This window comes from Streptomyces diastatochromogenes (assembly GCF_002242805.1).
GTDB classification, from domain to species: Bacteria; Actinomycetota; Actinomycetes; order Streptomycetales; family Streptomycetaceae; genus Streptomyces; species Streptomyces diastatochromogenes.
In genome coordinates this window covers 100,041-123,050 of sequence record NZ_MCGQ01000016.1, presented here as the reverse complement: position 1 = coordinate 123,050, position 23,010 = coordinate 100,041, and the positions used below count along the sequence as shown (strand labels likewise).

The following is a 23,010-nucleotide window of genomic DNA, read 5'->3' as shown; positions in this document are numbered from 1 at the left end:
ACAGGCTAGTCATGCAGGGTTGCGCGGGCAATGGCCTGGAGCGAGCCGGGCACCATGGGTGCCATGCAACTCGACTTCCAGCTGGTGCTGCTGCGCCGCATGGCCGACCACAACCCGGACCTGGTCGAGAACGCCCGGCGCACGCTGGGCGCGTCGATCGCGGACATGCGGGAGGCCAACAAGCGCTGGCAGGCCATGGTCCGGTCGCCGAGGTCGCGGTCCGCCGCCGCCCGGTACCGGTCGGTCCTCGGCGCGCCCGAGGCCGTCGTCCCGCGCCGCCTCGGTGACGTCGACTGCGAGGCCCGGCAGTGGGCGCTGCCCCTCTGGCCCGGCCTGCGCTTCGAGGTGCTGGTCTCCCCCGACGGTGCGGTCTGGAACGAGTGGCTGGTGCGCGCGCCGGGCGCCCCGGCCCCGGCCCTGCGCACCCTGGACGACCTCACCCCGTGGTCCTGCACGGTGGACGAGGCCGCCCGCGCCTTCGCCCCGGCCCGCCCGCTGGAGGGCACGGCCCCCACCCTCCCCCACTGCCCGAATGGCGTGGGGGGACCCCCAGGCCTGGCCTTCACGGCCCCCGACGGGGACGGCGTACGACACGAGGTCGTCGCCGAGTTCACCTGGGGGCTGCTCCAGCGGACGGCGATCCGCACCTGAGCGGGCTCAGGCGTCGAAGGCCGTAGCCCTGGCCTGCTTCTCCCACGCGGTGACGTCCTCGCGGACCTGGTCGAGGTGGCCCAGGACGGCGCTCACCCCGTCGTCGCCGAGCGGCAGCCGCAGCGGGGTCCGCTCCGCCTCCAGCGCGGCCAGGATGAGGGCCGCCGCCTTGGCCGGGTCACCGGGCTGCGTACCGTCGCCGCCCGCGACGAGCCCGCGGGTCTCGCTCACCCTGGCGTACGTCCCGCTGTCCGCGCTGACCCCGGCCCGGGCGGGGTCCATCAGCGAGGTCCGGAAGCCGCCCGGCTCCACGATCAGCACCTTGATGCCGAACTCCCGCACCTCGTCCGCGAGCGCCTCGGACATGCCCTCCAGCGCGAACTTCGTCCCGCTGTACGCCCCGAAGCCCGCGAAGGACATCTGCCCGCCCATGCTGCTCATCTGCACGATCGCGCCCGAGCGCCGCTCCCGCAGGTGCGGCAGCACCGCCCGCACGAGGGCCGCCGGGCCGAAGAAGTGGAGGTCGAACAGCTCCCGCAGCTCCTGGTCGGTGGTCTCCTCGACGGCACCGACATGCGTACGCCCCGCGTTGTTGACCAGCACGTCGATCCGCCCGTGCCGGGCCACTACGTCCCGTACGGCCTCCTCGATCGCGGCCGGATCGGTGACGTCCAGCCGCAGCGCCTCCACCTGGTCGGGGTGCGCGGCCACCAGGTCGTCCAGCGCCTCGGGACGCCGGGCCGCGCCGACCACCACATCACCCGCGGCGACCGCCACCTCGGTGATCGCCCGCCCGAACCCGCTGCTCGCACCGGTAACCAGCCATACCTTGTTCACGGCAACTCCCCGTATCCACCTCGTGTGTGTCCTGACACGAACCACCTTGGTGCCTAATGCCGTTGCCCGTCCAAGACTCACGGTGATAGCCAACGGTTATGACCATGGACGTCCATGCCCGGGACCTGCGCTACTTCGTCGCCGTCGCCGAGGAGCTGCACTTCACGCGCGCCGCCGAGCGGCTGTATGTGTCACAGCCCGCGCTCAGCAAGCAGATCCGGGCGCTGGAGCGCCAGTTGGGGGCCGAGCTGCTGCACCGCGACCGGCACGGGGTGGCGCTGACGGCCGCGGGCGAGGCGCTGCTGCCGCACGCCCGGCAGGTGCTGGCCGCGTGGGAGGAGGGCGCGGCCGCGGTGGAGGCGGCCAAGGCGACGCAGCGCAGCACGCTCACGGTGGGCATGAGCACCAGCCCCGGCCGGGGCGGGCTCCTCCCGGCCATCCGCTCCCGCTTCACCGCCGCGCACCCCGAGGCCACCGCCCGGCTGCGCCAGGTGAGCTGGGAGGACCCGACGGCGGGCCTCGCGGACGGCAGCGCGGACGTCGCCTTCGTGTGGCTGCCGCTGCCCGACGAGGAGCGCTACGCCTGGACCGTCCTCGCCGAGGAACCCCGCCTGGTCGCCCTCCCCGACACACACCCCCTCGCCGCCCGCGCCGAGATCGACTTCACGGACCTGCTGGACGAGCCGTTCCTCGCTCTCCCCAGGACCGCGGGCCCGCTGCGCGACTACTGGCTCGCCCTGGACGCCCGGGCGGGCCGCCCGCCGCGCATCGGCGCCGAGATCGCCGGGGTGGAGGAGACGTACGAGGCGCTGGTCGCCGGCCTCGGCGTCTGCCTGCTCGCCGAGGGCAACGCCCCGCTGATCACCCTGGGCGGTGTCACCACCCGCCCGGTCCGGGGCATCGGCCCCAGCCGCTACGCCCTGGCGTGGCGCCGCGAGGACGAGGGGCGCCCGCTGGTCAGGGCGTACGCGGAGGCCTGCCGGGCCACCGTCGGTCAGTCCTGAGCCGCCGCCAGGACCGCCTCGGTGACGCGCGGCAGCGAGCCCGGGTGCAGGAACAGGAACAGGTTCGGCTCCACCAGCTCCAGTTCCATCACCCGCGGCTGCCCGTCCTCCCCGTCGACAAGGTCCACGCGCGCGTACAGCAACTCGGGGGCACCACCGGGCACGACGGTCAACGCCTTCTCCGCCACCGCGAGTTCGGCGTCCGTGGGCTGCCAGGGCTCCAGGTCGGGGTGGGCGACCTTGTCGGCGTCGTAAGGGGTACCGGGCGAGAGGACGGCACCCTTCCGGCTGGCGTGCAGCAGGCCGCCGCCGAAGAACTGCAGCGCCCGCTCCCCGCTGACGTCGATGCCCCGCACATACGGCTGCACCATCGCCGTGAACCCCTCCGCGTGCATCCGCGCCAGCTGCCGTACGGCCGTCTCGCGCTCGCCGGGGGCATAGCGGGCGGCGAACCGGGCGCCCGCACCGGAGGTCGGCTTGATCACGTACTCGTGATCGAGAGGCAGGTCAGCGGGCTCGCCCGGAGCGATGTAGCGCGTGGGCACGGTGGGCACACCGGCCGCCGCCAGCTCCCCGAGATACCGCTTGTCGGAGTTCCAGCGCACCACGGCGGGCGGATTGGCCAGGCGCGACACGGCGCCGACCCGCTCCACCCACGCCTCGAACTCCTCGGCGCGCCAGCTGTAGTCCCAGGTCGACCGGATGACGACGAGGTCGTAGCCGCCCCAGTCCGTGTCCGGGTCGTCCCAGGCCCGGCTCTCGGCCTCGGCCCCCGCCTCCCGCAGGGCCCGCACCAGCACCGGCAGGTCGCTGTCCTTGCTCGGCTCGGCTCCGGGGTCGTAGGTGGCGAGGGCGATACGGGGCACGGCGGGCTCCCTGTCGTACGACGGTCCGATCGGCTGTGAGGCTAACAAGCGCGACAGGAACCACGACAACGCATTTGACCTTCACCTTTGGTGAAGCCCCAGCATCGGTGGCAGACGACGAGGAGCGCGAGGAGCTTCATGGACTTGCTGACGATCGGAGCCTTCGCCAAGGCGAGCCGGCTGTCCCCAAAGGCCCTGCGGCTCTACGACGAGCTGGAGTTGCTGCGGCCCGCCCGGGTCGACCCGGACACCGGCTACCGGTACTACGCCAGGGCACAGCTCCAGCAGGCCCGCCTCGTGGCCTGGCTACGACGGCTGGGCATGCCGCTGGCCGAGATCCGCGCGGTGTGCGCCCTGAGCCCGGCGGACGCCGCGCGGGAGATCCGGGCGTACTGGGCCCGGGTCGAGGCGGAGACGGCCGTACGGCGGGATCTCGCCGCGTTCCTCGTCGACCAGCTGACCGGCGAATCGAGAAGGGACCACACCACCATGCTGGAACTCCGTTACTCCGCCCACTCCGACCGTGGGCACGTCCGCCCGGCCAATCAGGACACGGTGTACGCGGGCCGTAGGCTGCTCGCCGTGGCCGACGGCTTCGGTCCGGCGGGGGCGCCGGCGAGCAGCGCGGCCGTGGAAGCGCTGAAGTTCCTGGAAGAGGGAGAGGAGATCGCCGCCGGCAATGTGCTGAACCTGCTGGAGGACGCCGTGCGCGGGGCGACCGAGGCGGTCCAGGACGTCGCCGGGGGCAGCGCCGCCATCGGCACCACCCTCACCGCACTGCTGTGGACGGGATCGCAGCTGGCCCTCGTCCACATCGGGGACTCACGGGCGTATCTGCTGCGGGACGGCGAGCTGTTCCGGATCACCCACGACCACAGCGTCGTCCAGTCCCTGATCGACGAGGGCCGCCTGACGCCGGAGGAGGCCGAGAGCCACCCGCAGCGGACCCTGCTGCTCAAGGCCCTGACCGGCGATGCGGCCCCGACTCCCGACCTGCGCCTGCACGAGGCCCGGGCCGACGACCGGTACCTGCTGTGCTCCGACGGCTTGACCGGTGTCGTCCCGGACGAGCGGATCAGGGAGCTGCTCGCCGGCGAGGACCCGGGTCGGGCGCTGATCGACGAGGCCAATGCCGCGGGCGGACCCGACAACGTGAGCTGTGTCGTCGCCGATGTCGTCCTGCCCACCCATCCACCCGTGTCCGTCGGATAGAAGTGGCTGTATGGCGACTCTCGGTACCGACTCGTACACCGGCACGGACGGCCTCCCGCCCCTCGTGCGGCAGGCCCTCACCGCTGCCCGCGCCTCCGGCTTCCCCTACTCCTGCCGCCCCGAACAGGGCCGCCTGCTGCACGCCTTGGCGGGCGGCGCCCGGGCTCGGATCGGGGAGACGGGGACGGGGCTGGGCGTAGGCCTGGCCTGGCTGGCCTCGGGGGCAGGGCCGGGCGTGCGGCTGTACAGCGTGGAGCGGGACCCGGAGCGGGCCCGGCTCGCCGCCGAGGTCTTCGCCGGCCGTCCCGAAGTCACCGTGCTCACCGGTGACTGGCGGCGGATCGAGGAGTACGCCCCCTTCGACCTGCTCGTACTCGACGGCGGCGGGCAGGGCAAGGTCCCCGGCGACGTGCCCGCCGGCGTCGAGAGCCTGCTCGCACCCGGCGGAACGGTCGTCGTCGACGACTTCACCCCGGCGACCGGCTGGCCGCCGCTGCACGAGGGCACCCCGGACCTCGCCCGGCTGCACTGGTTGGAGCATCCCGCCCTCCGCGCGACGGAATTGCGCCTCGCGCCCGATCTGAGCACCGTCGTGGGAACGAGGCTCCTGGTGTAGGAAGGGTGCCGAGAGCCTTTCCGACAGCCAAGACAGCCAAGGAGTGCGCCGCGTGTCCTCCCTCTTTCCCGCCCTGGCGGACGGCCCCGGTGACCGGTGCGCCCTGCGGTTCGGCGAACGGTCGTTGACGTACGGCGCACTCGCGGGCGCGGCCGGTGCGCTCGCCGCACGGATCCACGGGGCCGGCCGGGTGGCCGTCTGGGCGACCCCGGAGCTGGAGACCGCCGTGGCGGTGACCGGCGCACTGCTCGCCGGGGTGGCCGCGGTGCCGCTCAACCCGAAGTCGGGCGAGAAGGAGCTGGCGCACATCGTCTCCGACAGCGCGCCGGACCTGATCCTGGCCGCACCCGGCGCCGAACTCCCTTCCGTTCTGAGCGACTTGGACCGGTTCGACGTAGACGCGTCCGCCACCGGCGCCACCCCCGAGGACCAGCCCTCCGACACCACCCCCGCCCTTATCGTCTACACCTCCGGCACCACCGGTCCCCCCAAGGGCGCCGTCATCCCCCGCCGAGCCCTCGCCGCCACCCTGGACGCGCTCGCCGACGCCTGGCAGTGGACGGAGGACGACGTGCTGGTGCACGGGCTCCCCCTGTTCCATGTGCACGGGCTCGTGCTGGGGATCCTCGGCCCGCTGCGGCGCGGCGGCTCGGTGCGGCACCTGGGGCGGTTCACCACCGAGGGCGTGGCCCGGGAGCTGAACGACGGCGCGACCATGCTGTTCGGGGTGCCGACGATGTACCACCGCATCGCCGAGGCCCTCCCCGGCGACCCGGAACTGGCCAAGGCCCTGGCCGGGGCCCGGCTGCTGGTCTCCGGCTCGGCCGCGCTGCCCGTGCACGACCACGAGCGGATCGCGGCCGCGACCGGGCGGCGGGTGATCGAGCGGTACGGCATGACCGAGACGCTGATGAACACCAGCGTGCGGGCCGACGGGGAGGCCCGCGCGGGGACCGTCGGTGTGCCGCTGCCCGGGGTCGAGCTGCGGCTGGTGGAGGAGGACGGCACGGAGGTGGCCGCGTACGACGGGGAGACCGTCGGCGAGATCCAGGTGCGCGGCCCGAACCTGTTCACCGAGTACCTGAACCGGCCCGACGCGACCGCCGCCGCCTTCACCGCCGACGGCTGGTTCCGCACCGGTGACATGGCGGTGCGCGAGAGCGACGGGTACGTGCGGATCGTCGGGCGCAAGGCCACCGATCTCATCAAGAGCGGCGGTTACAAGATCGGGGCCGGCGAGATCGAGAACGCCCTGCTGGAGCATCCGGGGGTGCGGGAGGCGGCGGTCACCGGGGAGCCGGACGCGGACCTGGGCGAGCGGATCGTGGCGTGGATCGTCCCGGCGGACCCGCAGTCGCCGCCGGCCGCCGAGGAGTTGGCCGGTCATGTGGCCCGGCGGCTGGCGCCGCACAAGCGGCCGCGGGTGGTCCGCTACCTGGAGGCGCTCCCCCGCAACGACATGGGGAAGATCATGAAGCGGGCGCTGGTGGCCGATGCCTGAGCGACTGTCGGCGCGGAAGATCCTGGCGCTGGTCGCGGACGAGGCGACCTTCGAGGAACTCCCGGGCAGGATAAGGAATCCGAAGGCCGACGGCCCGCTCGGCTGGCAGGGTTACGACGCCTCGCGCGCCCGTGCCGCCGAGCGCACCGGCGAGGAGGAGTCGGTCGTCTGCGGCACCGCGCGCGTCGGGGGCACCCGGGCCGTGCTGATCGCGTTCGAGTTCGGCTTCCTCGGCGGATCCCTGGGCGAGCGCACCGGCGACCGGCTGGAGGCGGCGTACCACCACGCCCGGGCCCACCGGCTCCCGGTCGTACCGTTGGTCGCCACCGGCGGCAGCCGGATGCAGGAGGGCATGCTGGCGCTGACCCAGTTGCAGCGTGTGGCCCGTGAGTCGGCGCTCACCCGGGAGGCGGGCCTGCCGCAGATCGCGGTGTTGCGGGACCCCACGACCGGCGGCGGCTGGGCCACCCTCGGTGCCGGGGCCGATGTGATCCTGGCGCTCCCGGGCGCCCAGGTGGGCTTCGCGGGTTCCCGGGTCCGGCCCCCGGACGCGGACCCGGCCGCCTACACCGCGGAGGCACAGGTGGCGGTGGGGTCGGCGGACGCGGTGGTACGGCCGGAGGAGCTGCGGGAGACCCTGGGGGCATGGCTGCGGCTGCTCACCACTCCCGCGCAGGAGGCCGCGGCACCGCACGCCCTCGGCACCCCCGACCTGCCCGCCACCGGCTGGGAAGCCGTGCGGCGCGCCCGCGCCCCCGAACGTCCGCGTGCGCAGGCCTACTTGGACGCCTACTTCACCCGCCGGGTCTCCCTGAGCGGCGACCGCTGTGGCGGTACGGATCCCGACGGCATGCTGTGCGGGTTCGGTGAGCGGGACGGCCGTACCGTGGCGTACGCGGCACAGACAGGGGCGGCGACCCGGCCCGCGGGGTATCGCACCGCGGCCCGGCTGATCCGGCTCGCGGACCGGCTGGACATCCCGGTACTGACGCTGGTGGACACGCCGGGTGCGGCCAACGACGCCGAGGCGGAGCGGCAGGGGGCCGGGGCGGCGATCGCCGAGGTGTTCGGGGCGGTGGCCGCCGCCCGGGTGCCGATCACCACGCTGGTCGTCGGTGAGGGCGGCTCCGGCGGTGCGCTCGCGCTGGCCGCTCCCGGCAACACCTGGGCCACGCCGGACAGTTACTTCTCGGTGATCGCCCCGGAACTCGCGGCGGCGATCCTCAAGCGCCCGCCCAAGGAGGTGGAGGCGACCGCCGACCAGCTGCGCATCCGGCCTCAGGACCTGGTGGAGCTGGGGGTGGTCCGAGGCATCGTCGAAGCCGCGGACCACCCCCGCCCCTGAGCTACCGCACCGCCACCGCACGGATGATCTCCTGGGTCACCGAGCCGCCCTTGTCGTCGTGGGCCGAGGCCCGCAGGGAGACACGGGCGGCGCCGCGCGGCACGGTCAGCGTGCCGCGCCAGGAGGCGCCCGGGCCGGTGGTCAGGGGGACCGTCCGCCAGGTCGTGCCGTCGTCGTACGACACCTCCAGGCGGCCGCCGCCGAGGGTGCCGGTGCCGGCCGCCTTCGCCACGTACTCGGCGCCGAGTCCGACCGGGATGCGCTGCCCCGCGCGCACCCGGCCGGAAAGGTCGGTGTCGAGGTCGAAGGCGAGGTTGATCAGCGGCAGGTAGGTCCAGCGGTCCTCCGGGGTGGCCGCCGAGCGGAAGGTCCACTCGGTGTGGCCCTTGGTGGCGGGCTGCCAGTGGCCGGCGTCCAGGGCGGTGTCGGTGACCACCTTGTAGGTGTGCTCGTCGGCGGGCGCGTCCCAGACGTAGACGCCGGAGCTGGTGCGCCGGTCGACCAGCGTGCCGTCCAGGTAGACGGCGGTGGTCTGGCTCATCCCGCTCCCGTCGCTCCACACGTCGCCGAAGCCGGTGTGGTCGGGCCCGGAGTCGCCCCAGCCGGGGGTGTTCAACTGGATCTGGTTCCCGGCGCGTTGCTGGCCCCAGCCGAGACCGGTGCCCAGCCACGGGTGCCACACGGGACGGAACCAGTTCAGCTCAGGCCGCGACCCGCCCTCGTAGCGCACCAGCCCGCTCCGCTCCTCCAGTGCCCCGTCGCGGGCGGTGACGGACTCGTGCCACAGCTGGCCGGGGCCGGTGGAGACGTAGTCGGTGCGCTCGGCGGGCAGGTCGACGCGCTCCTGGAAGCCCAGGCCGATCGGGAAGGCGCCGGTGATCGAGTACCGGAACTCGCCGCCGCTCACCGGCTGGGCGGCATGGAACTTCACGTGCACGGCGGCCAGTTGCCTCTTCGAGGGGGCGTAGGTGAGGTCCCGGTCCGGGATCGCGCCCCGGTGCCCTTCCGACAGGTCGTACACGTACGGCGAGTTACGGGTGCCGGTCATGTCGACGCGTCCCGCCGCCCGCAGCCGGGCCGCGTCGGCCCGGTTCACCGTGGCGATCTGCAGCGGCCGGTCGGCGTTGTCGTCCGTGCCCCACCAGGCCATCAGGCGGCCGGGCGCGTCGTCCGTCACGAACAGCGCCTTGGCGCCCGCGTCCTGGGCGGCCTGGGCCAGCGCGGCCGGGTCGGCGCCGTCAGTGAGGTGGGCGAGCACCGCCTTGCCCGCCACTCCGGTGAACGGCCCGTCCCCGACGTCGGCCAGGGGCAGCTTCGTGTGTCCGTCGATCAGCGTGCCGCCCGCCTGTACGGTCGCCTCGCCGACCCCCTTGACCTGCAGCATCGGCTTGGCCAGCCGCCACACGGTCCGGTACTCGAAGCCGCCCTGGGTGACCTTCTCGGTGGGCGCGGCGAAGACGCTGTCGTAGGTGAGGGGCACCTGGACCGCGCCGAACAGGTCGGCGCCGTTCGCGGTCCGGTCGTACTCCATGAGGAGTTGGTGGGTCTCGGTGCGGCGGTCGACGTCCGCCTTGACCTTCCGCAGCTTGCGTCCGTCGAGGGTGACGTCGCGGTCCCGGTCGAGGGTGATCTCGGGGGCGGCGAGGAAGCCGAGGCCGAGCGAGTCGGCGCCGTGGCTGCCGCGCACGTCGAGGAAGGAGGCCAGGCTGTAGGTGCCGGGCTTGAGGCGCAGCTTGAGGGTGCCGGAGTCGCCGACGTGCGCGGGCTGGGCGTCCTCGGCCGCGGCGAGCCGCTGTACGGCGAGGTCGGCGGCGGTGGGCGTGCCGTCGCGGTCCTTCACATGGACGGTGAGCGTGTACCGCTCCTCCTCCTTGACCAGCCCGAACACGGTGTGCGCGAGCGGGGTGCCGTCCGGCGCGGAGGCCACGATCTGCCCGCTGCTCTCCCCGACCGGTGCCTTCGATCCGTCGCCGGTGACGGTGGTGGACGCGGTGCCGTGCGCGGGGACGGTGAGGGTGGGGTCGGCGAGGGTGGCGACGCCGTCCGGGCCGCCCTGGACGGAGAGCTTCAGCCGCACGTCCTGGTCGGACGAGTTGCGGTAGGTGAGGGTCCGGGTGACCGGCTGGTTCGCCGCGTAGGGCCAGCTGTAGAAGCCGAGGTCGGCGCTGCCGGTGGCGGTGAGGTCCGCCTTCACGGCGTCGGCCACGCTCACCCGTCCCGCGCCCAGCAGGTACGCGGACGCGTCGAGCTGCTGGGAGCTGGACATCAGCGCGTCCTTCAGCTGCGCGCCGGTCCAGTCGGGGTGCTCCTCGGCGAGCAGGGCGGCCGCTCCCGCGATATGCGGGGTCGCCATGGACGTACCGCTCATGGAGGTGTAGTAGCCGCTGCCGGAGACGAGCTGGGAGCGGGCGGCGAGGATGTCGACGCCGGGGGCCGAGAGGTCCGGCTTCAGGGCGTTGTCGCCGTACCGGGGTCCGGCGCTGGTGAAGTAGGCGGCCTGGTCGGCGGAGTCCACCGCGCCGACGGTGAGGGCCGCGTCGGCGGCGCCGGGCGAGCCGATGGAGGATGGGGAGCCGGTGTTGCCGGCGGCGACGACGAAGAGGGCGCCGGTCTCCTCGGAGAGGGTGTTCACCGCCTGGGCCATGGGATCGGTGCCGTCGCTGGCCTCGGTGGAGCCGAGGCTCATGGAGATCACCCGGGCGTGCACGTCCCGCGCCGCCCACTCCATGCCCGCGATGATCTGGGACTCGCTGCCCGAGCCCTGGTCGCTGAGCACCTTGCCGACGGCGAGGGTGGCGCCGGGCGCGACCCCCTTCTCCTTGCCGTCGGAGGCCGCCCCGCTGCCCCCGACGGTGGAGGTGACATGGGTGCCGTGCCCGTTGCGGTCGGCGACCTCCTGCCCGTCGATGAAGCTCCTGGTGGCGGTGACCCGGTCCTTGAGGTCGGGGTGGCTCAGGTCGACGCCGGTGTCGAGGACGGCGACCGTGACGCCCTTGCCGGTGAGCCCCGCGTCCCAGGCGGCCCGGGTGCCTATCTGCGCGTTGCTCTCGGCCATGTCGGCCTTGACCCGCCCGTCGAGCCAGACCTTGCCGACGGTGTGGCGGTGCGTGAAGGACCGCCAGAAGGTGCGGCCCCGGTCCGCCTCGACGGCGGCGCCACGCAGGCTCGGCAGCGCCCGGGTCTGCTCGGCGCCGGCCGGGGTGACGGCACGCGCGCCCTTCGCATAGGTCACGATCAGCGGCAGCGCGTCGGCCTTGGCGTCCGTGAGCCCCTGCCGGATCAGACCGCTCACGTCGAACAGCCGCCGGTCCAGGGTGCCGGCCCGCAGATAGGGCAGCACCTCGTCCGGTACGACGGTGATGTCGCCGTCGCCGACCTGCGTGCGTACGGCGCCGGTGGCGCCCCGCGGACGCTGCACGGTGACCGTCTTCCTCCCCTGCCCGAGGTCGGTGACGGTCACCCGGTCGCCGGTGACGAGGGTGACGGTGGTGGCGGCGTCCGGGGTGCGCGGGGCCGCGGTGACGGCCTGCTGCGCGACCGCCGGGGCCGTCGGCGACAGGGCGATCACGAGCCCTGTCGCGAGCAGCGCCGCCCCGCGTCTGACTGGTCCTCTGGTCATCCACGCCTCTTCTCGTGTCGAGCGCGTCGAGTGCTGGGACGAGTGTCATGTGCCGCGTGTTGCGGGGGTGTTGACCGTCGGTGGCGGAAAGGCGTCCTGGCGGCTTCCCGCCAACGGCGCCGCGGGGCACGGGCTGAAGCGGGGACATCCCCACTCCCCGTCCGCGACAATGGAGTTGGCACATCGGCCAGGAACACGGGGGTAAGGCGCCATGAACAAGCTGATGGAGTTCACCACGGAGGACGGCGCCGTCGTCGTGGTGGAGGCCACGGACAGCACCGGCGGCACCCGGCTCGTCTCCCGCGGCGAGGGCGGCGGCCCGGCGGCCCAGGCCGCCCGCACCTTCGAGGGCACCCTGGACGGCGTCCGCTCGGCCGCCCAGTCCGCGCTCCGGGTCTTCCGCGACGGCACGCTGCGACCCGACTCCGTGGAGCTGGAGTTCGGCGTGAAGCTGAGCGCGGAGGCCGGGGCGGTCATCGCCAAGGGAGCGGCCGAGGGACAGCTGGTCGTCAAACTGAGCTGGTCGTCGAAGGACGCGACACCGGCGGCCACGGACGACACGGGGACCCGCTGACCGGAAACCCCCCATTCAGCCGCGCCCCGCCCGGCCCCCTCCCGCAGGCGCGCCGTCGGAATCCCCCAGAGGATGCGAAAGAAGCCGCCGTCCGGCCGCAAGACCTGCGTACTCGGGAGGATCTGCCGTGACCGTCAGTCTGGAGCTGCTGCGCCGTTGCCACTTCGCCGTCGACATGGGTGCGGCCCGTACCCGGGTGTATGTGAAGGGTGCCGGTCTCGTCGTCGACCAGCCCTCGGTCGTGGCCGTGAACACCCGTACCGGTGGCCTCATCGCGGTGGGTGAGTTCGCGGAGAAGATGACCGGGAAGACGCCGGGTTACATCAGGGTTCAACGGCCCATCTCCGGTGGCACGATCGTCGACATCGAGATGGCCCAGCGCATGCTGCGGCATCTGCTCGGCGACAAGATGCGCCGTACGCTGCGCCGCAAGCCCCGGCTGCGCGCGGCGGCCTGCACCCCGCACGACGCGGACCCGCTGGCCCAGCGGGCGACGATCGAGACGCTGGTCGGGCTGGGTGCGCGGCGGGTGGAGCTGGTGGACACGCTCATCGCGGCCGCGGTGGGGTGCGGGCTGCCCGTGGAGCGGCCCGAGGCCACCATGATCATGGTGTGCGGGGCGGCTGCCACGCAGGTGGCGGTGCTGTCGCTGGGGTCCATCGTCACCGCCGAGCGGATCCCGGTCGGCGGGGAGGCCGTGGACCACGCGATCGTGCAGCATCTGCGGCACCGTCACGAGCTGATGCTGCCCAGCCAGGCCGTACGGCCGCTGCAGCTCGCCCTGTCCGGCAACGGGCTCACCCCGCACGGGCCGGCCTCGACGGAGATCCACGGGCGGGACGTGGCCACCGGACTCGCGCGCAGCGTGCACGTCGACACCGCCGCCGTGCGCGACGCCATCCAGACCCCGCTGACGGCCGTTCTGGACGGGATCGGCAAGGTGCTGCGCGACTGCCCGCCCGACCTGGTGGCCGACCTCGCCGACCGCGGGATCATGATGGTCGGCGGCTCGGCGCTGCTGCCCGGCCTGGACCAGATGCTGCGCCAGGCGACCGGCATTCCGGTGCACATCGCCGAACGGCCCGACGTGTGCGCCGTACAGGGTCTCGGGGCCATGCTGGAGGGCCGGATCGACCCGCTGCTCCTCGACCCACTGGCCGCCTGAGCCCCAGCCCCCCGATCCTTCGGGCCGTCAGTACGGCAGGATGCGCCCCGAGGGCGTCCTGCGGTCGATCTCCTGCCCACGCGGGGCGGCGGGCCGACGACTGACACGTACCCGGATGCGACGGTCCATGACGCCCTCCTTCTGCCGGCACCGCCCCCGCGGCGGCTCCTAGGAGGTCCGTGCCCAGGACAGGGCATGTCCAAGCCAAGTACAGGCCACGTATTGGTTCTTGAACGGCTACCGGCCGGCCAGGTAGCGGCCGAGGACGGGGTCGAGGTGTGCGATCCATTCGGCGAGCCGGGCCGACCGGCGGGCGTTCAGCTCGCAGGCGTACACACCGCCGTCCCACAACCGCACCGTCACGGTGAGCCGGCTGCCGAGTGTGGAGGGCGTACGGACGACACCGGCGATCTCCGCCCACTCGAAGTCCGCCGCGACACCGGCGACTTCGAGGATCACCCCGGTCGCGTTCACGACGACCCGGGACTCCCGGTCGGCGAGCACGGCCTCGGGTGGGCCGTACGGAAGCGGCGGCCCGAACCCGTACGCGACCGGAGGCGCCGTCACGGGCGGCGGCGGGAGGTACGGGGGCGTCGCCGGGACGTGCGGATGCGGCGTGGGCGGCGTGGGTGCGGCGACCGTCGGGGTGTACGGCGGCGCGGTCGGCGGGGTCTGCTCCTGCGGTGGGCCGGTCAGGCGGTCCAGCAGCGCGGTGGGCGTCGGCCGGTCCGCGGGGTTCTTGGCCAGGCATGCCGACACCAGGTCCACCAGAGCGGCGGGTACGGCGGACACGTTCGGCGGTTCGTGCACGGAGCGGTACATCAGCCCCATGGGCGTGCCCTCGCCCCAGGCGCTGCCGCCGGCCGCGGCGACCAGGACGGCGCCGAGGGCGAACACGTCGGCGGCGCCGGTCACATCGTTGCCGAGGGCCTGTTCGGGGGCGAGGAAGCCGGGCGTGCCGAAGGCGGTGCCGGTGGCGGTGAGGCGGGTGGACTCGACGGCCCGGGCGATGCCGAAGTCGAGGACCCGCGGCCCGTCCTCGGCCATGATGATGTTGCCGGGCTTGAGATCGCGGTGCACCAGACCGCAGGAGTGGATGGACTCCAGCGCCTCGGCGAGTGCGGCGGCCAGTGCCCGCAACTGCGGTTCGTCCATGGCGCCTTGGGCGGCGAGCCGGGCCGCGAGAGTGGGTCCGGGAATGTAGGCGGTCGCCAGCCACAGCGGATCGCCGTCGACGTCCGCGTCCACCACCGGCGCCGTGTGGAAGCCGCCGACCGCGCGGGCCGCCTCGACCTCGCTGCGGAACCGCTCGCGGAAGACCGGGTCCGCCGCCAGCTCGGCCTTGGCGACCTTCAGCGCGACCGCACGACCGCCCCGCGTCCGCGCGAGAAAGACGGTCCCCATCCCTCCCTCACCGAGCTTCCGCTCGACGAGGTAGCCCCCTATGCGTTCCATGCGCACAGTATGGCGGCCGGCCCCGGCGGCCCTGGAGCGAGCCCACGGTCACGCCGGGTGCCGGCCACGGGATCCGGGTCTCAGGCCTTCCTGACCCAGTACGGCCGGTTCTGCGCCGCCACGGGCGGCGACTGGTAGACCCACGCGCCCGCCGGGCTCTTGTCCACGATCAGGTCGAGGAAGGCCTTGCTCCGGCCCTGGGGGTCGGCCTGGCCGAGGGCCAGCTCAAGTGGCTCCTCGCCGTCTCTCAGGTCGTGCCAGGCGTACGGCGAGAGGACGTTGAGCGGTGCCGCGAGCGGGCGGAAGTGCGGGCTCTCCTCGTCCTTGTGCACATGCCCGCTGCCGTACTCGGTGAACGGCGCCGCGCTGACCGGCTGCGAGGTCAGACCGCTGAGGTCGGCCTCGAAGGAGAAGTAGGTGTTGGCCGGGGTGAAGGAACCGTCGGCCGCCGCCGTGCCGTACTTGCCGCACACCACCTTCCACTGGTCGACCGCCTTCGGGTCGACGGTGGTGGCGTTGGGCACCGGAAGGGTGTGCCGGAAACCCGCCTTGTGCTTGGGCTCGTTGAACAGCTCCACGCCCGCCTTGATGGCGATGTCGCTGTCGCACGCCACGTGGACACGGCAGAACCCGAGGATGCGCGTCTGGTCCTCGCCGTGCGCGTACTGCGTGTACGTGAGCCTGGGCACCCGGTGGGCCTCGGCCGTGGGGTGGGCGACGACGTTGAGCTCGATCTCCTGCGTGACGCCGGTGCCGCTGCCGAACTGGGCGAAGTACAGCTGGTAGTTGAAGGACAGGCACACACTGCCCTCGAAGACGGCGGGCGACAGGTACCGGCCCGCCGCGTCCTCCCGGAGCAGGGCCTTCACCGCCTGGTGCTCGTCGGCGTCGTCCAGCAGGTAGTCGAAGCCGATGTTGGTGAAGGTGCCGTAGAAGAAGGGCAGGGTGAAGCCTTGGGGCAGGGGTGGCAGGTCGTGGCGGGCCTTCCGGTCGCTCATGGCGTGTACTCCTCGGTGGTGGCGGTGCGGCGTGCCCGGATGGTCTCGGCGGCCTCGGTGTGTGCCGCGTCGAAGTACTCCTCCACGAGTTCGAAGGTGGGGCCGGCGTGGAGGTCCAGCTCCGCCAGGTGCGGGTCCGGGTACGGGTTGCGGTACAGCCGCTCCGAGAGGTCGCGCATCTCCAGCATCACCGGGACCGCGTCCCCCATGACGCCCGGGTGGCCGGTGAAGGCCAGCTGCAGCAGGGTGAGCAGGTAGGCGTACCGCTGGTTGAAGTGCTGTGCCTGCCGCCGGACCTGGGAGCCCTCGGGGTAGTCCCGCACCTTCGCCGCCCCGTCGATGGGGTACGCGTCGTCCCAGGTGACGTCGATGAGCGGGCCGCTGGGCTCGGTGCGCGGCAGGTCGTGGCGGCCGTAGCGGCGGCCGACCCGGATCTCCTTGAAGCGGAAGTAGTGGGCGACCTGGCGTTCCTCGCCGAAGAGGGTGTCGTCGCTGTCCCAGATGGTGTCGGCGACACCCTCGCCCTGGTCGCTGATCACCTCGACGGCCAGGAGCGCGCTCTTCAGGTCGGTGACGGCGAACACCTCCCCGCCCGAGTTGTAGAAGTCCTCGGGGCCCACCTGGCGTTCCGGGGGGCCGGTGAAGATGGTGGGCGAGGCCGCCCCGCGGTCCCGGTGGTCGCGTCGCTGTTGCTCCTCCAGGTCGATCAGGCCCTGCCGGATGAGGTCGTAGAACTGGCCGATGGACGTCCAGCCGGTCTGCCCCGGCTTCGAGGGCACGAACGAGCGGGGGCGCTCGATGAGCATGAAGGTGTCGAGCGCCTGCGGCGAGAAGTGCTGGAGCGGGATCTTCGGCAGGCTCGGGTCGCTGAACGGCAGCTGTGCCGGGTATCCGGCGACGAACCGGGGGTTGTCGACGTTCGGCGTTCCGCCGACCGCGTTGAGCAGGTTCGCGGCGAGCGTCAGGTGCAGCATCTCCTCCAGGACCACGCTGCGAATGGCGTCGTGGGCGTAGCGGTTGGTGCCGGGCTTGATGGTGTACATCCCCGTCATGTAGACGGGGATCGTCAGGTGCTCGACCTCCAGGGCCGCCTGGAGGTAGGTCCGCAGCTCCTCGACGTCCGCCGGCGGTTTGGGGCCGCTCCGGGTGAGCGCGTAGGCGGTGATCATCGGGTGCCCTCCGTCGCCAGGGTGACCGGCTGGTGCAGCTCGGCCAGGTCGCGGTGGATCTTCTCGGCGCTGCGCAGGGCGAGCGCGGCCATGGTGAGCGTCGGGTTGCTGGTGCCGATGGAGGGCATGCTGCCGCAGCCCACGGCGAAGAGGTTGGGGTGGTCGTGGGTGCGCTGGTAGGAGTCGACCACCGACGAGCCCGCGCTGGATCCCATGATGTGGGTGCCTGCGCCGTGCCCGGCACCGTGGTACGCCAGGTCCAGTGCCTCGCCGCCCGGTTCGGCCTGGTGCTTGAAGTAGCCCACGGGGGCGACGCCGTCCGGGCCCGGGCCGTGGTGGGTGAAGTCCTTCTCCACGCCGAGCGCGGCGAAGATCTTCTGGGAGACCTTGCGGGCGGCGAAGACCCCGTCCCGGACCCGCTTGTCGAGGTCGTAGTGGAGGATGGGCTTGGGGTTGCCCACGCCGTCGCGGTGCCTGCGCGGGTCGATGGTGACCCGGTTGGCGGGGTCGGCGTGCTGCTCGACGGCGATCTGGAGCTGTACCTGGCGGTTGATCTCGTCGCCCAGCCGGTTGCGCAGCTCCGGGCCGAAGACCCCCTCCTTCTTGATCTCTCCCTTGGCGTCGCCGCCGAGCCCCAGCATGGCGCCGACGTTGCTCAGGGGGGCGCCGGTCGCCCAGCCCCAGCCCCAGTTGCCGATCTCGATGCGGAACGGGGCGCGCTTGCCGCGTCCGTCACCGAACCGGAAGCACTCCAGGCCCGTGGTGTGTCCGGGGCCGCGGAACGGTCCGACGGGCACGCCCTGCGGCATCCTGGCCCAGGCCAGCATGGTGGGGTGGTCCATGAGGTGGCAGCCGACGTAGCCGCTGCTGTTGGCCATCTCGGAGGCGAGCAGCAGTACGGCGTTCTCGATGGCGTGTGCCGCCAGGACGACGATGTCCGCCTCGGCGGTGTACGGGGTGCTCACCGGGGTGGCCGGATCGCCGTACTCCCGGAACTCCACCCCGCGCACGGTGTTGCCGCGGCCCGGCAGGACCCGGCTGACCACGCAGCGCGTGGCGAGATGGACGGAGTCGGTGAAGTCCTGCTGGAGCCTGAGCGGTGAGGACTTGGCCTGCACCGGGCAGATCGGGGTGCAGCTGGAGTTGCCCACGCACCGCTCGCCGAAGTTGGGCCGTCCGACGGTACCGCGCGGGCGGTAGCCGCCGTCGAACAGCGGGTTGGGGGTGCTGTTGCGGCCCTGCGGCAGCCCGTACACCTTCAGCGCGTAGTCGACGCCCGCCAGGGCGTCCCGTACCGTCTTGCCGTCGAGTCGGTCCTGGAAGATCCAGTCCTGGTGGCTCCAGGGGATCTCCTCCATCGGGTACTCGTAGTCGGGGTCCGGTACGACCCCGAGCCCCCACTGTGCGGTCGCGTCGCCTGCGGAGCCGATGAGCAGCTCCGCCTCGCGGACATGGCGCTCCAACTCGGCTGCGGAGACGGGCCAGTTGCGTCCGTAGCGGTAGCGGTCGCGGGTCGCGTAGTCCTCGGGGTGCATCCGCGGTACCGCGCCCAGCCAGTGCATCGCCGCTCCGCCGAGCGCGCGGATGTAGTCGGTGCCGTAGGGCAGCGGGCCGGTCTGGACGAAGTGTCCGGTGGTGGTGTAGCCGGGCGGGTCGGCGGTGGGGCTCAGGTCGAGGACGTCCGGGAAGGGGGCGGCCGCGTTGCGCCGGTAGGCGGCGTTGGGGACCTTGATCACCGCGCCGGAGAAGGTGTCGACGGTGTCCTGGTAGCCGGCCCAGGTGTCGGTGCCGCCGTTGCCGGCCTCCAGCACCAGGACCTGCCAGCCCTGCTTGCCGAGGTGCCGGGCGACCAGACTGCCGGCCCAGCCGCTGCCGACGATGATGACGTCGTAGCGGCGGCCGTTGACGGCGGAACCCGTTGTGGTCACGGTCATCGCTTCACTCACTCGCTTCCTCGGGTTCCGTGTCCGGCGGCGCGGCGGCGGCCGGAACGGCGGACGGGGCGACGGCGCGGGAGGGGCGCGGCCCGGGCATCAGATGGACGGGGACGCTGCCGGACGGCACCTCTGCTCGGTACGCGGCCGGGGCGCACGCGGCCTGTACCGCGGGGTCCTCGGCGGCGGCCCGCAGTTCCTCGACGATCTCCTCCAGGGTCGGCAGTGCCGGTGGCTCGTTCGCCCAGGTGCCGAAGCCCGGTGGTTTGGCTCCGGCCGGGTGCCCGGCGAAGGTGCGCCAGACGAGTCCTTCGGGGTAGCTGCTGGGCGAGGCCACGAACTCGGTGTTGGGCACCTCGCGGCGCAGTGCGGCGTGGGCGGCCGGGGCGAGCCGGGGCCAGCCGCCGGTGTACCAGAGGTAGGTCACCGCGCGGGCGATCTCCCGGTCGAGGGGCGAGAGCTGCCGCGCTCCCTCGACGGTCGCGAGGGCCGGCTGCCAGGTGTCGAGGAAGTCGGTCAGACGGCTTGCGCCCAGCTGGCCGCGCACGGTGTCGAGGTACAGCTGCGCCATGCCGGTGGCGTACAGGTCGTACGTGGCGAAGCCGGTGAGCGGCATCGACAGTTCGACGAACCGCCGGAGTTCGGGGTCGGGCGAGGTGGTGTCGGAGGTGTGCATGGTCACCCCTTCTTCCGGCGGTCGAGGAGATGGTCGGCCAGCCGCTGGGCCATGGCGACCGCGGCCAGGGTCGGGTTCCAGGAACCCGAGGTGGGGAAGGTCGCCGCGCCGCCGACGTACACGTTGGCGACCTGGTGCAGGCGGCAGTCGGTGGTGGTCACCGACTCGGCGGGGCTCTCTCCCAGCCACAGCGTTCCGGACTCGTGGACCAGGGCGTCCTTGAGCCGGCCGGGGGGAATCTGCGCCTCCCAGGCGCCGGGCATTCCGTTCTCGCCGGGGTGCCAGTACGTGATCTCCGAAGCGTCCAGCCCGTTGGCGAGGATCCGTTGGACGACCTGCTGGGCCTGCTGGTCCATGGTCGTGCGGAGCTTGAGGTCCGTCTCGCCCGGCCTGAGGTCGAGCACGGTGTCGCCCTTCTCGACGTAGACCCGGCTGCCTTTGACGTCCTTGGGACGGCTGCGCCATTCGCCGAGGCAGTGGACAAGGAAGCCGATGTGCTCGCGGTCGCTGAGCTGTTGCAGGAACTCCTGGTCGAAGGAGTCGGGGATCAGGCGGTAGAGGTCCGGGACCGCTGTGTCGGGTGACGGGTTGGAGGCGCCCATCAGATGGATGTGGAAGTCACGCGCCCCCTGCCCTCCTCCGTTCTCGACCCGGCCGCGCAGGTACATGCACGCGACCTGCAGCCCCTCGCCCTCCAGGCCCTGCCAGGCCGCACGCGGCACCCGGGCCGAGAACCAGGAGGCCACGTGTCCGCCGAGGTTGGTGCCGGCGAACGGCGGCAGGACGTCGGCGAAGGAGTCCAGCAGCAGCCCGGTGGGCTCGACGATGCCGTTGGCCAGCACCAGGTCCGTGCGGGGGCCCAGCCTGAACACGCCCTGGGTGGTGGAGATCTCGGTGGCCCGGCACACGGGCCCGGCCTCGCCGGCGGCCGGTGCGCTGTGCCGGATCTCCAGCACCTCGCATCCGGTGACGAGGTCCACCTGGCCGGGGTACGACTCGGCCAGCTCGATCAGCACCGGAACGGGGCTGAACTTGCGGTAGCCGAGGCTGGAGGTGGTCGCCCGCGAGGCGAGCGGTACCTCGAGGCCGTGGGCCTGGATATCGTTCGGGAAATGCCCGATACCGCTCAGCTTCGCCTTGAGCTGTTTCAGCAGTTCGGACTGGAACACCTTGAATTGTTCGCCCATATGACTGGGCTTGACGGCACCCAGGAACGCGTCGGCGGAATCCCAGTAACGCTTGAGCGAAACCTTCACCGATGCGGGCCATTCGGGCATTTGCTCATCGCTCGGCCGGGGGATCCAGGTGCTCCAGAATTGGGCACGGCCGCCGAGGTAAGGGATTTGCGGCGCCAGATCGAATGTCGTACCGGTGGCGCGACGCCAGGGCCGGGCGACGGCGTCCTTCATCAGCCGCTGATAGCGGGGATGAAGGTTCTGCACATGTTCGGGAAGGAGAAAACTTCCCTTTTCGAACACGAGCACCCGCAGCGCCGCGCTCTTCTTACGCCTCATCAGCCGGTCGAGGACGGCCGCGCCGACCGCACCGCCCCCGACGATCACGATGTCGTACGCGACGTCGCGGACCTGCTTCAGCGTCTTGCAGTAGTACGTGGCGACCGGATCCCGGTCGGCCGGCACGGGTGGGACCACCGCGCGCGGCGCGTCGGCGACATCGAGCAGCGTCGTCCCCTGCGCGATCACCGGTGGCGGGTCGGAATCGGAACCTGGCACGGGCGTACCTCCTTACGACGAGCCGCAATCACTGTGCCGAAGGATTCTGCGCGTCCGGCAATCACCCGGCAATGGCTGTGGATAACGCGTGATCAATTCGGTGAAACGTCCCGGCATAGTCCGCTCTCCGGGGGAAACGCTTTTCCTGACCGACCTATGGGTGCCCACCCCGCTGACACATTCATCAATGTGGGTTAATACCGAACGCGCGCGCATCCACATTCATCCGTACGTGACGAAGACACCACGCATGAGCGCGAGAAAGGGTGCTTATGCGACTGCGCACGCTCGGCGCCCCGATGCGGGCAAGTTTCGCTGGAAGTACCCCGAGCACGACGACTTCCCCACCGTGAAGCACAACAACAAGGAGTATCCGCTGCGCGCTCACGGAGGAGTCCGCCGCGGTTGCGGCATGCGGGTGGCGGCGGACCCTCCGAACAGGTGAGCGGAACCGTTCCGTGGCGATCACCGGCGGAACGGTCGTGACCATGAGCCCATGACCACGACCACGTCACCCGGCCGCGCCGGGCAGTCCACGTCCGAGCCGGTGCCCCGCCGTTCTAGATCACGAAAGAGGAGGAGAGACGGCTACGGCTGAAGGCCGTGCGGAGTCGTCGTTCGACGAGTACGCCCGGCAGCTGATGGTGCCGCCGGCGGTCACGCCATGAAGCCATGTGACTACAACCCGTCACATCGTTTCTGCGCCTGTGGCGCCTGGTGGGGCGGGTGGGACTCGAACCCACGGCCGACGGATTATGAGTCCGCTGCTCTAACCGGCTGAGCTACCGCCCCATAGCGGCGTGTCGCGTACATGTGTGCGCGCCGTCTGCCGCAGCATAGCCGCTCATACGATCTCCTGCTTCGGATGGTCGGCTTCTGGGCTGCTTCCTGACCTTGAGGACTTCGGCGCGCGCGCCGTGGTTCCCGCGGACATGAAAAAGGACCCCGAAGGGTCCTCGTTCAGCGTGCTCCCCCGACTGGACTCGAACCAGTAACCTGCCGGTTAACAGCCGGCTGCTCTGCCAATTGAGCTACGGAGGACCGAAGCTCCCCCGACTGGACTCGAACCAGTAACCTGCCGGTTAACAGCCGGCTGCTCTGCCAATTGAGCTACGGAGGATCGCCTCGTTGCATCGAACGTACCTACCTGGGTATTCGCCAGGGGGCGCTCGCTCGCTGCGACACATACATTAGCGCAAGCAGGGGGGTGCTCCGCCAATCGGTATCCCCCGGTCCCGACGTCGCACCAGAGACCTACCCCCAGGGAAGGGTGGCAGCCATGCGCTACCGGCTCACATTCGTCGCCGGACTGGCCCTCGGTTACGTACTCGGCACGAGGGCGGGTCGCGAGCGCTACGAGCAGCTGAAGAAGTCCGCTCGCCAGATCGCGCAGAACCCCGCCGTCCGCAACACCGCCGAGACCGCCGCCCAGCAGGGCCGCGTCTACGCCGGCAAGGCCTTCCACACGGTCACCCACAAGGTCGGCGACCACGTCCCCGACTCGGTGACCCAGCGAGTCCGCTCCCTCCGCGAACGCAACACCAACGGCTTCCCGGAGGACGACTGGGGCACGAGCAACACGTAGGGGACCTTTGACACCCACATCCCCACGGCGCCCACGGCCGAAGCAAGCGCCGCGGTACGGCAAAATTCTC

The 23,010-nt window shown here is 72.1% G+C and carries 19 protein-coding genes and 3 tRNA genes; 10 read left to right on the top strand and 12 right to left on the bottom strand.

What is annotated here, in order from left to right; translation table 11 throughout:
* The first annotated feature begins 63 nt into the window (after window positions 1–63).
* A complete protein-coding gene (locus tag BEK98_RS20015) occupies window positions 64–651 on the top strand; it encodes a hypothetical protein (protein WP_425276614.1) in 588 nt (195 codons plus the stop codon).
* 6 nt (window positions 652–657) lie between these two features.
* Here BEK98_RS20015 and BEK98_RS20010 read toward each other — a convergent pair whose 3' ends face one another.
* A complete protein-coding gene (locus BEK98_RS20010) occupies window positions 658–1,488 on the bottom strand; it encodes an oxidoreductase (RefSeq protein WP_094217955.1) in 831 nt (276 codons plus the stop codon).
* A gap of 98 nt (window positions 1,489–1,586) precedes the next feature.
* On the opposite strand from BEK98_RS20010, the gene BEK98_RS20005 reads away from it, so the two are divergent.
* On the top strand, window positions 1,587–2,492 hold the full coding sequence (locus BEK98_RS20005) for a LysR family transcriptional regulator (protein WP_094217954.1): 906 nt from the start codon (window positions 1,587–1,589) through the stop codon (window positions 2,490–2,492).
* On the opposite strand, the gene BEK98_RS20000 is transcribed toward BEK98_RS20005, so the two are convergent.
* A complete protein-coding gene (locus BEK98_RS20000) occupies window positions 2,483–3,358 on the bottom strand; it encodes an ATP-grasp domain-containing protein (protein ID WP_094217953.1) in 876 nt (291 codons plus the stop codon). The two genes, BEK98_RS20005 and BEK98_RS20000, sit on opposite strands and share 10 nt — an antisense overlap.
* A 138-nt stretch (window positions 3,359–3,496) precedes the next feature.
* On the opposite strand from BEK98_RS20000, the gene BEK98_RS19995 reads away from it, so the two are divergent.
* Genes BEK98_RS19995 through BEK98_RS19980 form a run of 4 tightly spaced genes read left to right on the top strand, consistent with a single transcriptional unit; the run spans window position 3,497 to window position 8,032 of the window.
* A complete protein-coding gene (locus BEK98_RS19995) occupies window positions 3,497–4,570 on the top strand; it encodes a MerR family transcriptional regulator (RefSeq protein ID WP_094217952.1) in 1,074 nt (357 codons plus the stop codon).
* A 10-nt stretch (window positions 4,571–4,580) separates the two neighbouring features.
* Entirely contained in the window at window positions 4,581–5,186 is a 606-nt protein-coding gene (locus BEK98_RS19990) for an O-methyltransferase (RefSeq protein WP_094217951.1), read from the top strand.
* A gap of 52 nt (window positions 5,187–5,238) precedes the next feature.
* Window positions 5,239–6,687, top strand: coding sequence for an acyl-CoA synthetase (locus BEK98_RS19985; RefSeq protein ID WP_094217950.1), 1,449 nt, complete (start codon window positions 5,239–5,241; stop codon window positions 6,685–6,687).
* Entirely contained in the window at window positions 6,680–8,032 is a 1,353-nt protein-coding gene (locus BEK98_RS19980) for a carboxyl transferase domain-containing protein (protein ID WP_094217949.1), read from the top strand. The genes BEK98_RS19985 and BEK98_RS19980 overlap by 8 nt, the downstream gene beginning before the upstream one ends.
* A gap of 1 nt (window position 8,033) precedes the next feature.
* Here BEK98_RS19980 and BEK98_RS19975 read toward each other — a convergent pair whose 3' ends face one another.
* On the bottom strand, window positions 8,034–11,651 hold the full coding sequence (locus BEK98_RS19975) for a S8 family serine peptidase (protein ID WP_094217948.1): 3,618 nt from the start codon (window positions 11,649–11,651) through the stop codon (window positions 8,034–8,036).
* Between the two features lie 211 nt (window positions 11,652–11,862).
* Between BEK98_RS19975 and BEK98_RS19970 the strand changes: the two genes are divergently transcribed.
* Window positions 11,863–12,225: a CU044_2847 family protein gene (locus BEK98_RS19970; protein WP_094217947.1), complete on the top strand. Its 363-nt coding sequence runs from the start codon at window positions 11,863–11,865 to the stop codon at window positions 12,223–12,225.
* A gap of 127 nt (window positions 12,226–12,352) precedes the next feature.
* Window positions 12,353–13,390: a rod shape-determining protein gene (locus tag BEK98_RS19965; protein ID WP_094217946.1), complete on the top strand. Its 1,038-nt coding sequence runs from the start codon at window positions 12,353–12,355 to the stop codon at window positions 13,388–13,390.
* 237 nt (window positions 13,391–13,627) lie between these two features.
* Here the strand turns inward: BEK98_RS19965 and BEK98_RS19960 are convergent, their stop codons facing one another.
* The 6 genes from BEK98_RS19960 to BEK98_RS19935 form a co-directional block, all read right to left on the bottom strand.
* The gene (locus tag BEK98_RS19960) at window positions 13,628–14,845 is read right to left on the bottom strand and encodes a serine/threonine-protein kinase (RefSeq protein ID WP_094217945.1); all 1,218 of its coding nucleotides are present in this window, start codon (window positions 14,843–14,845) and stop codon (window positions 13,628–13,630) included.
* A gap of 80 nt (window positions 14,846–14,925) precedes the next feature.
* A complete protein-coding gene (locus tag BEK98_RS19955) occupies window positions 14,926–15,843 on the bottom strand; it encodes a hypothetical protein (RefSeq protein WP_094217944.1) in 918 nt (305 codons plus the stop codon).
* A complete protein-coding gene (locus BEK98_RS19950) occupies window positions 15,840–17,012 on the bottom strand; it encodes a ferritin-like domain-containing protein (RefSeq protein ID WP_094217943.1) in 1,173 nt (390 codons plus the stop codon). The genes BEK98_RS19955 and BEK98_RS19950 overlap by 4 nt, the downstream gene beginning before the upstream one ends.
* Window positions 17,009–18,946, bottom strand: coding sequence for a GMC oxidoreductase (locus tag BEK98_RS19945; RefSeq protein ID WP_094217942.1), 1,938 nt, complete (start codon window positions 18,944–18,946; stop codon window positions 17,009–17,011). Before BEK98_RS19945 ends, BEK98_RS19950 begins: the two co-directional genes overlap by 4 nt.
* Window positions 18,947–18,950: 4 nt before the next feature.
* On the bottom strand, window positions 18,951–19,622 hold the full coding sequence (locus tag BEK98_RS19940) for a hypothetical protein (protein WP_094218251.1): 672 nt from the start codon (window positions 19,620–19,622) through the stop codon (window positions 18,951–18,953).
* Between the two features lie 2 nt (window positions 19,623–19,624).
* On the bottom strand, window positions 19,625–21,355 hold the full coding sequence (locus BEK98_RS19935; protein WP_208643162.1) for a GMC oxidoreductase: 1,731 nt from the start codon (window positions 21,353–21,355) through the stop codon (window positions 19,625–19,627).
* 88 nt (window positions 21,356–21,443) lie between these two features.
* On the opposite strand from BEK98_RS19935, the gene BEK98_RS48580 reads away from it, so the two are divergent.
* The gene (locus BEK98_RS48580) at window positions 21,444–21,800 is read left to right on the top strand and encodes a hypothetical protein (RefSeq protein ID WP_143684138.1); all 357 of its coding nucleotides are present in this window, start codon (window positions 21,444–21,446) and stop codon (window positions 21,798–21,800) included.
* Between the two features lie 270 nt (window positions 21,801–22,070).
* Here the strand turns inward: BEK98_RS48580 and BEK98_RS19930 are convergent.
* From BEK98_RS19930 to BEK98_RS19920, 3 genes are all read right to left on the bottom strand, one after another.
* Window positions 22,071–22,147, bottom strand: a tRNA-Ile gene (locus tag BEK98_RS19930).
* Between the two features lie 176 nt (window positions 22,148–22,323).
* Window positions 22,324–22,396 (bottom strand) — tRNA-Asn (locus tag BEK98_RS19925).
* Window positions 22,397–22,402: 6 nt separating this feature from the next.
* Window positions 22,403–22,475: transfer RNA gene (locus tag BEK98_RS19920), tRNA-Asn, on the bottom strand.
* Window positions 22,476–22,634: 159 nt separating this feature from the next.
* On the opposite strand from BEK98_RS19920, the gene BEK98_RS19915 reads away from it, so the two are divergent.
* A complete protein-coding gene (locus BEK98_RS19915; protein ID WP_094217941.1) occupies window positions 22,635–22,940 on the top strand; it encodes a hypothetical protein in 306 nt (101 codons plus the stop codon).
* Window positions 22,941–23,010 lie beyond the last annotated feature (70 nt).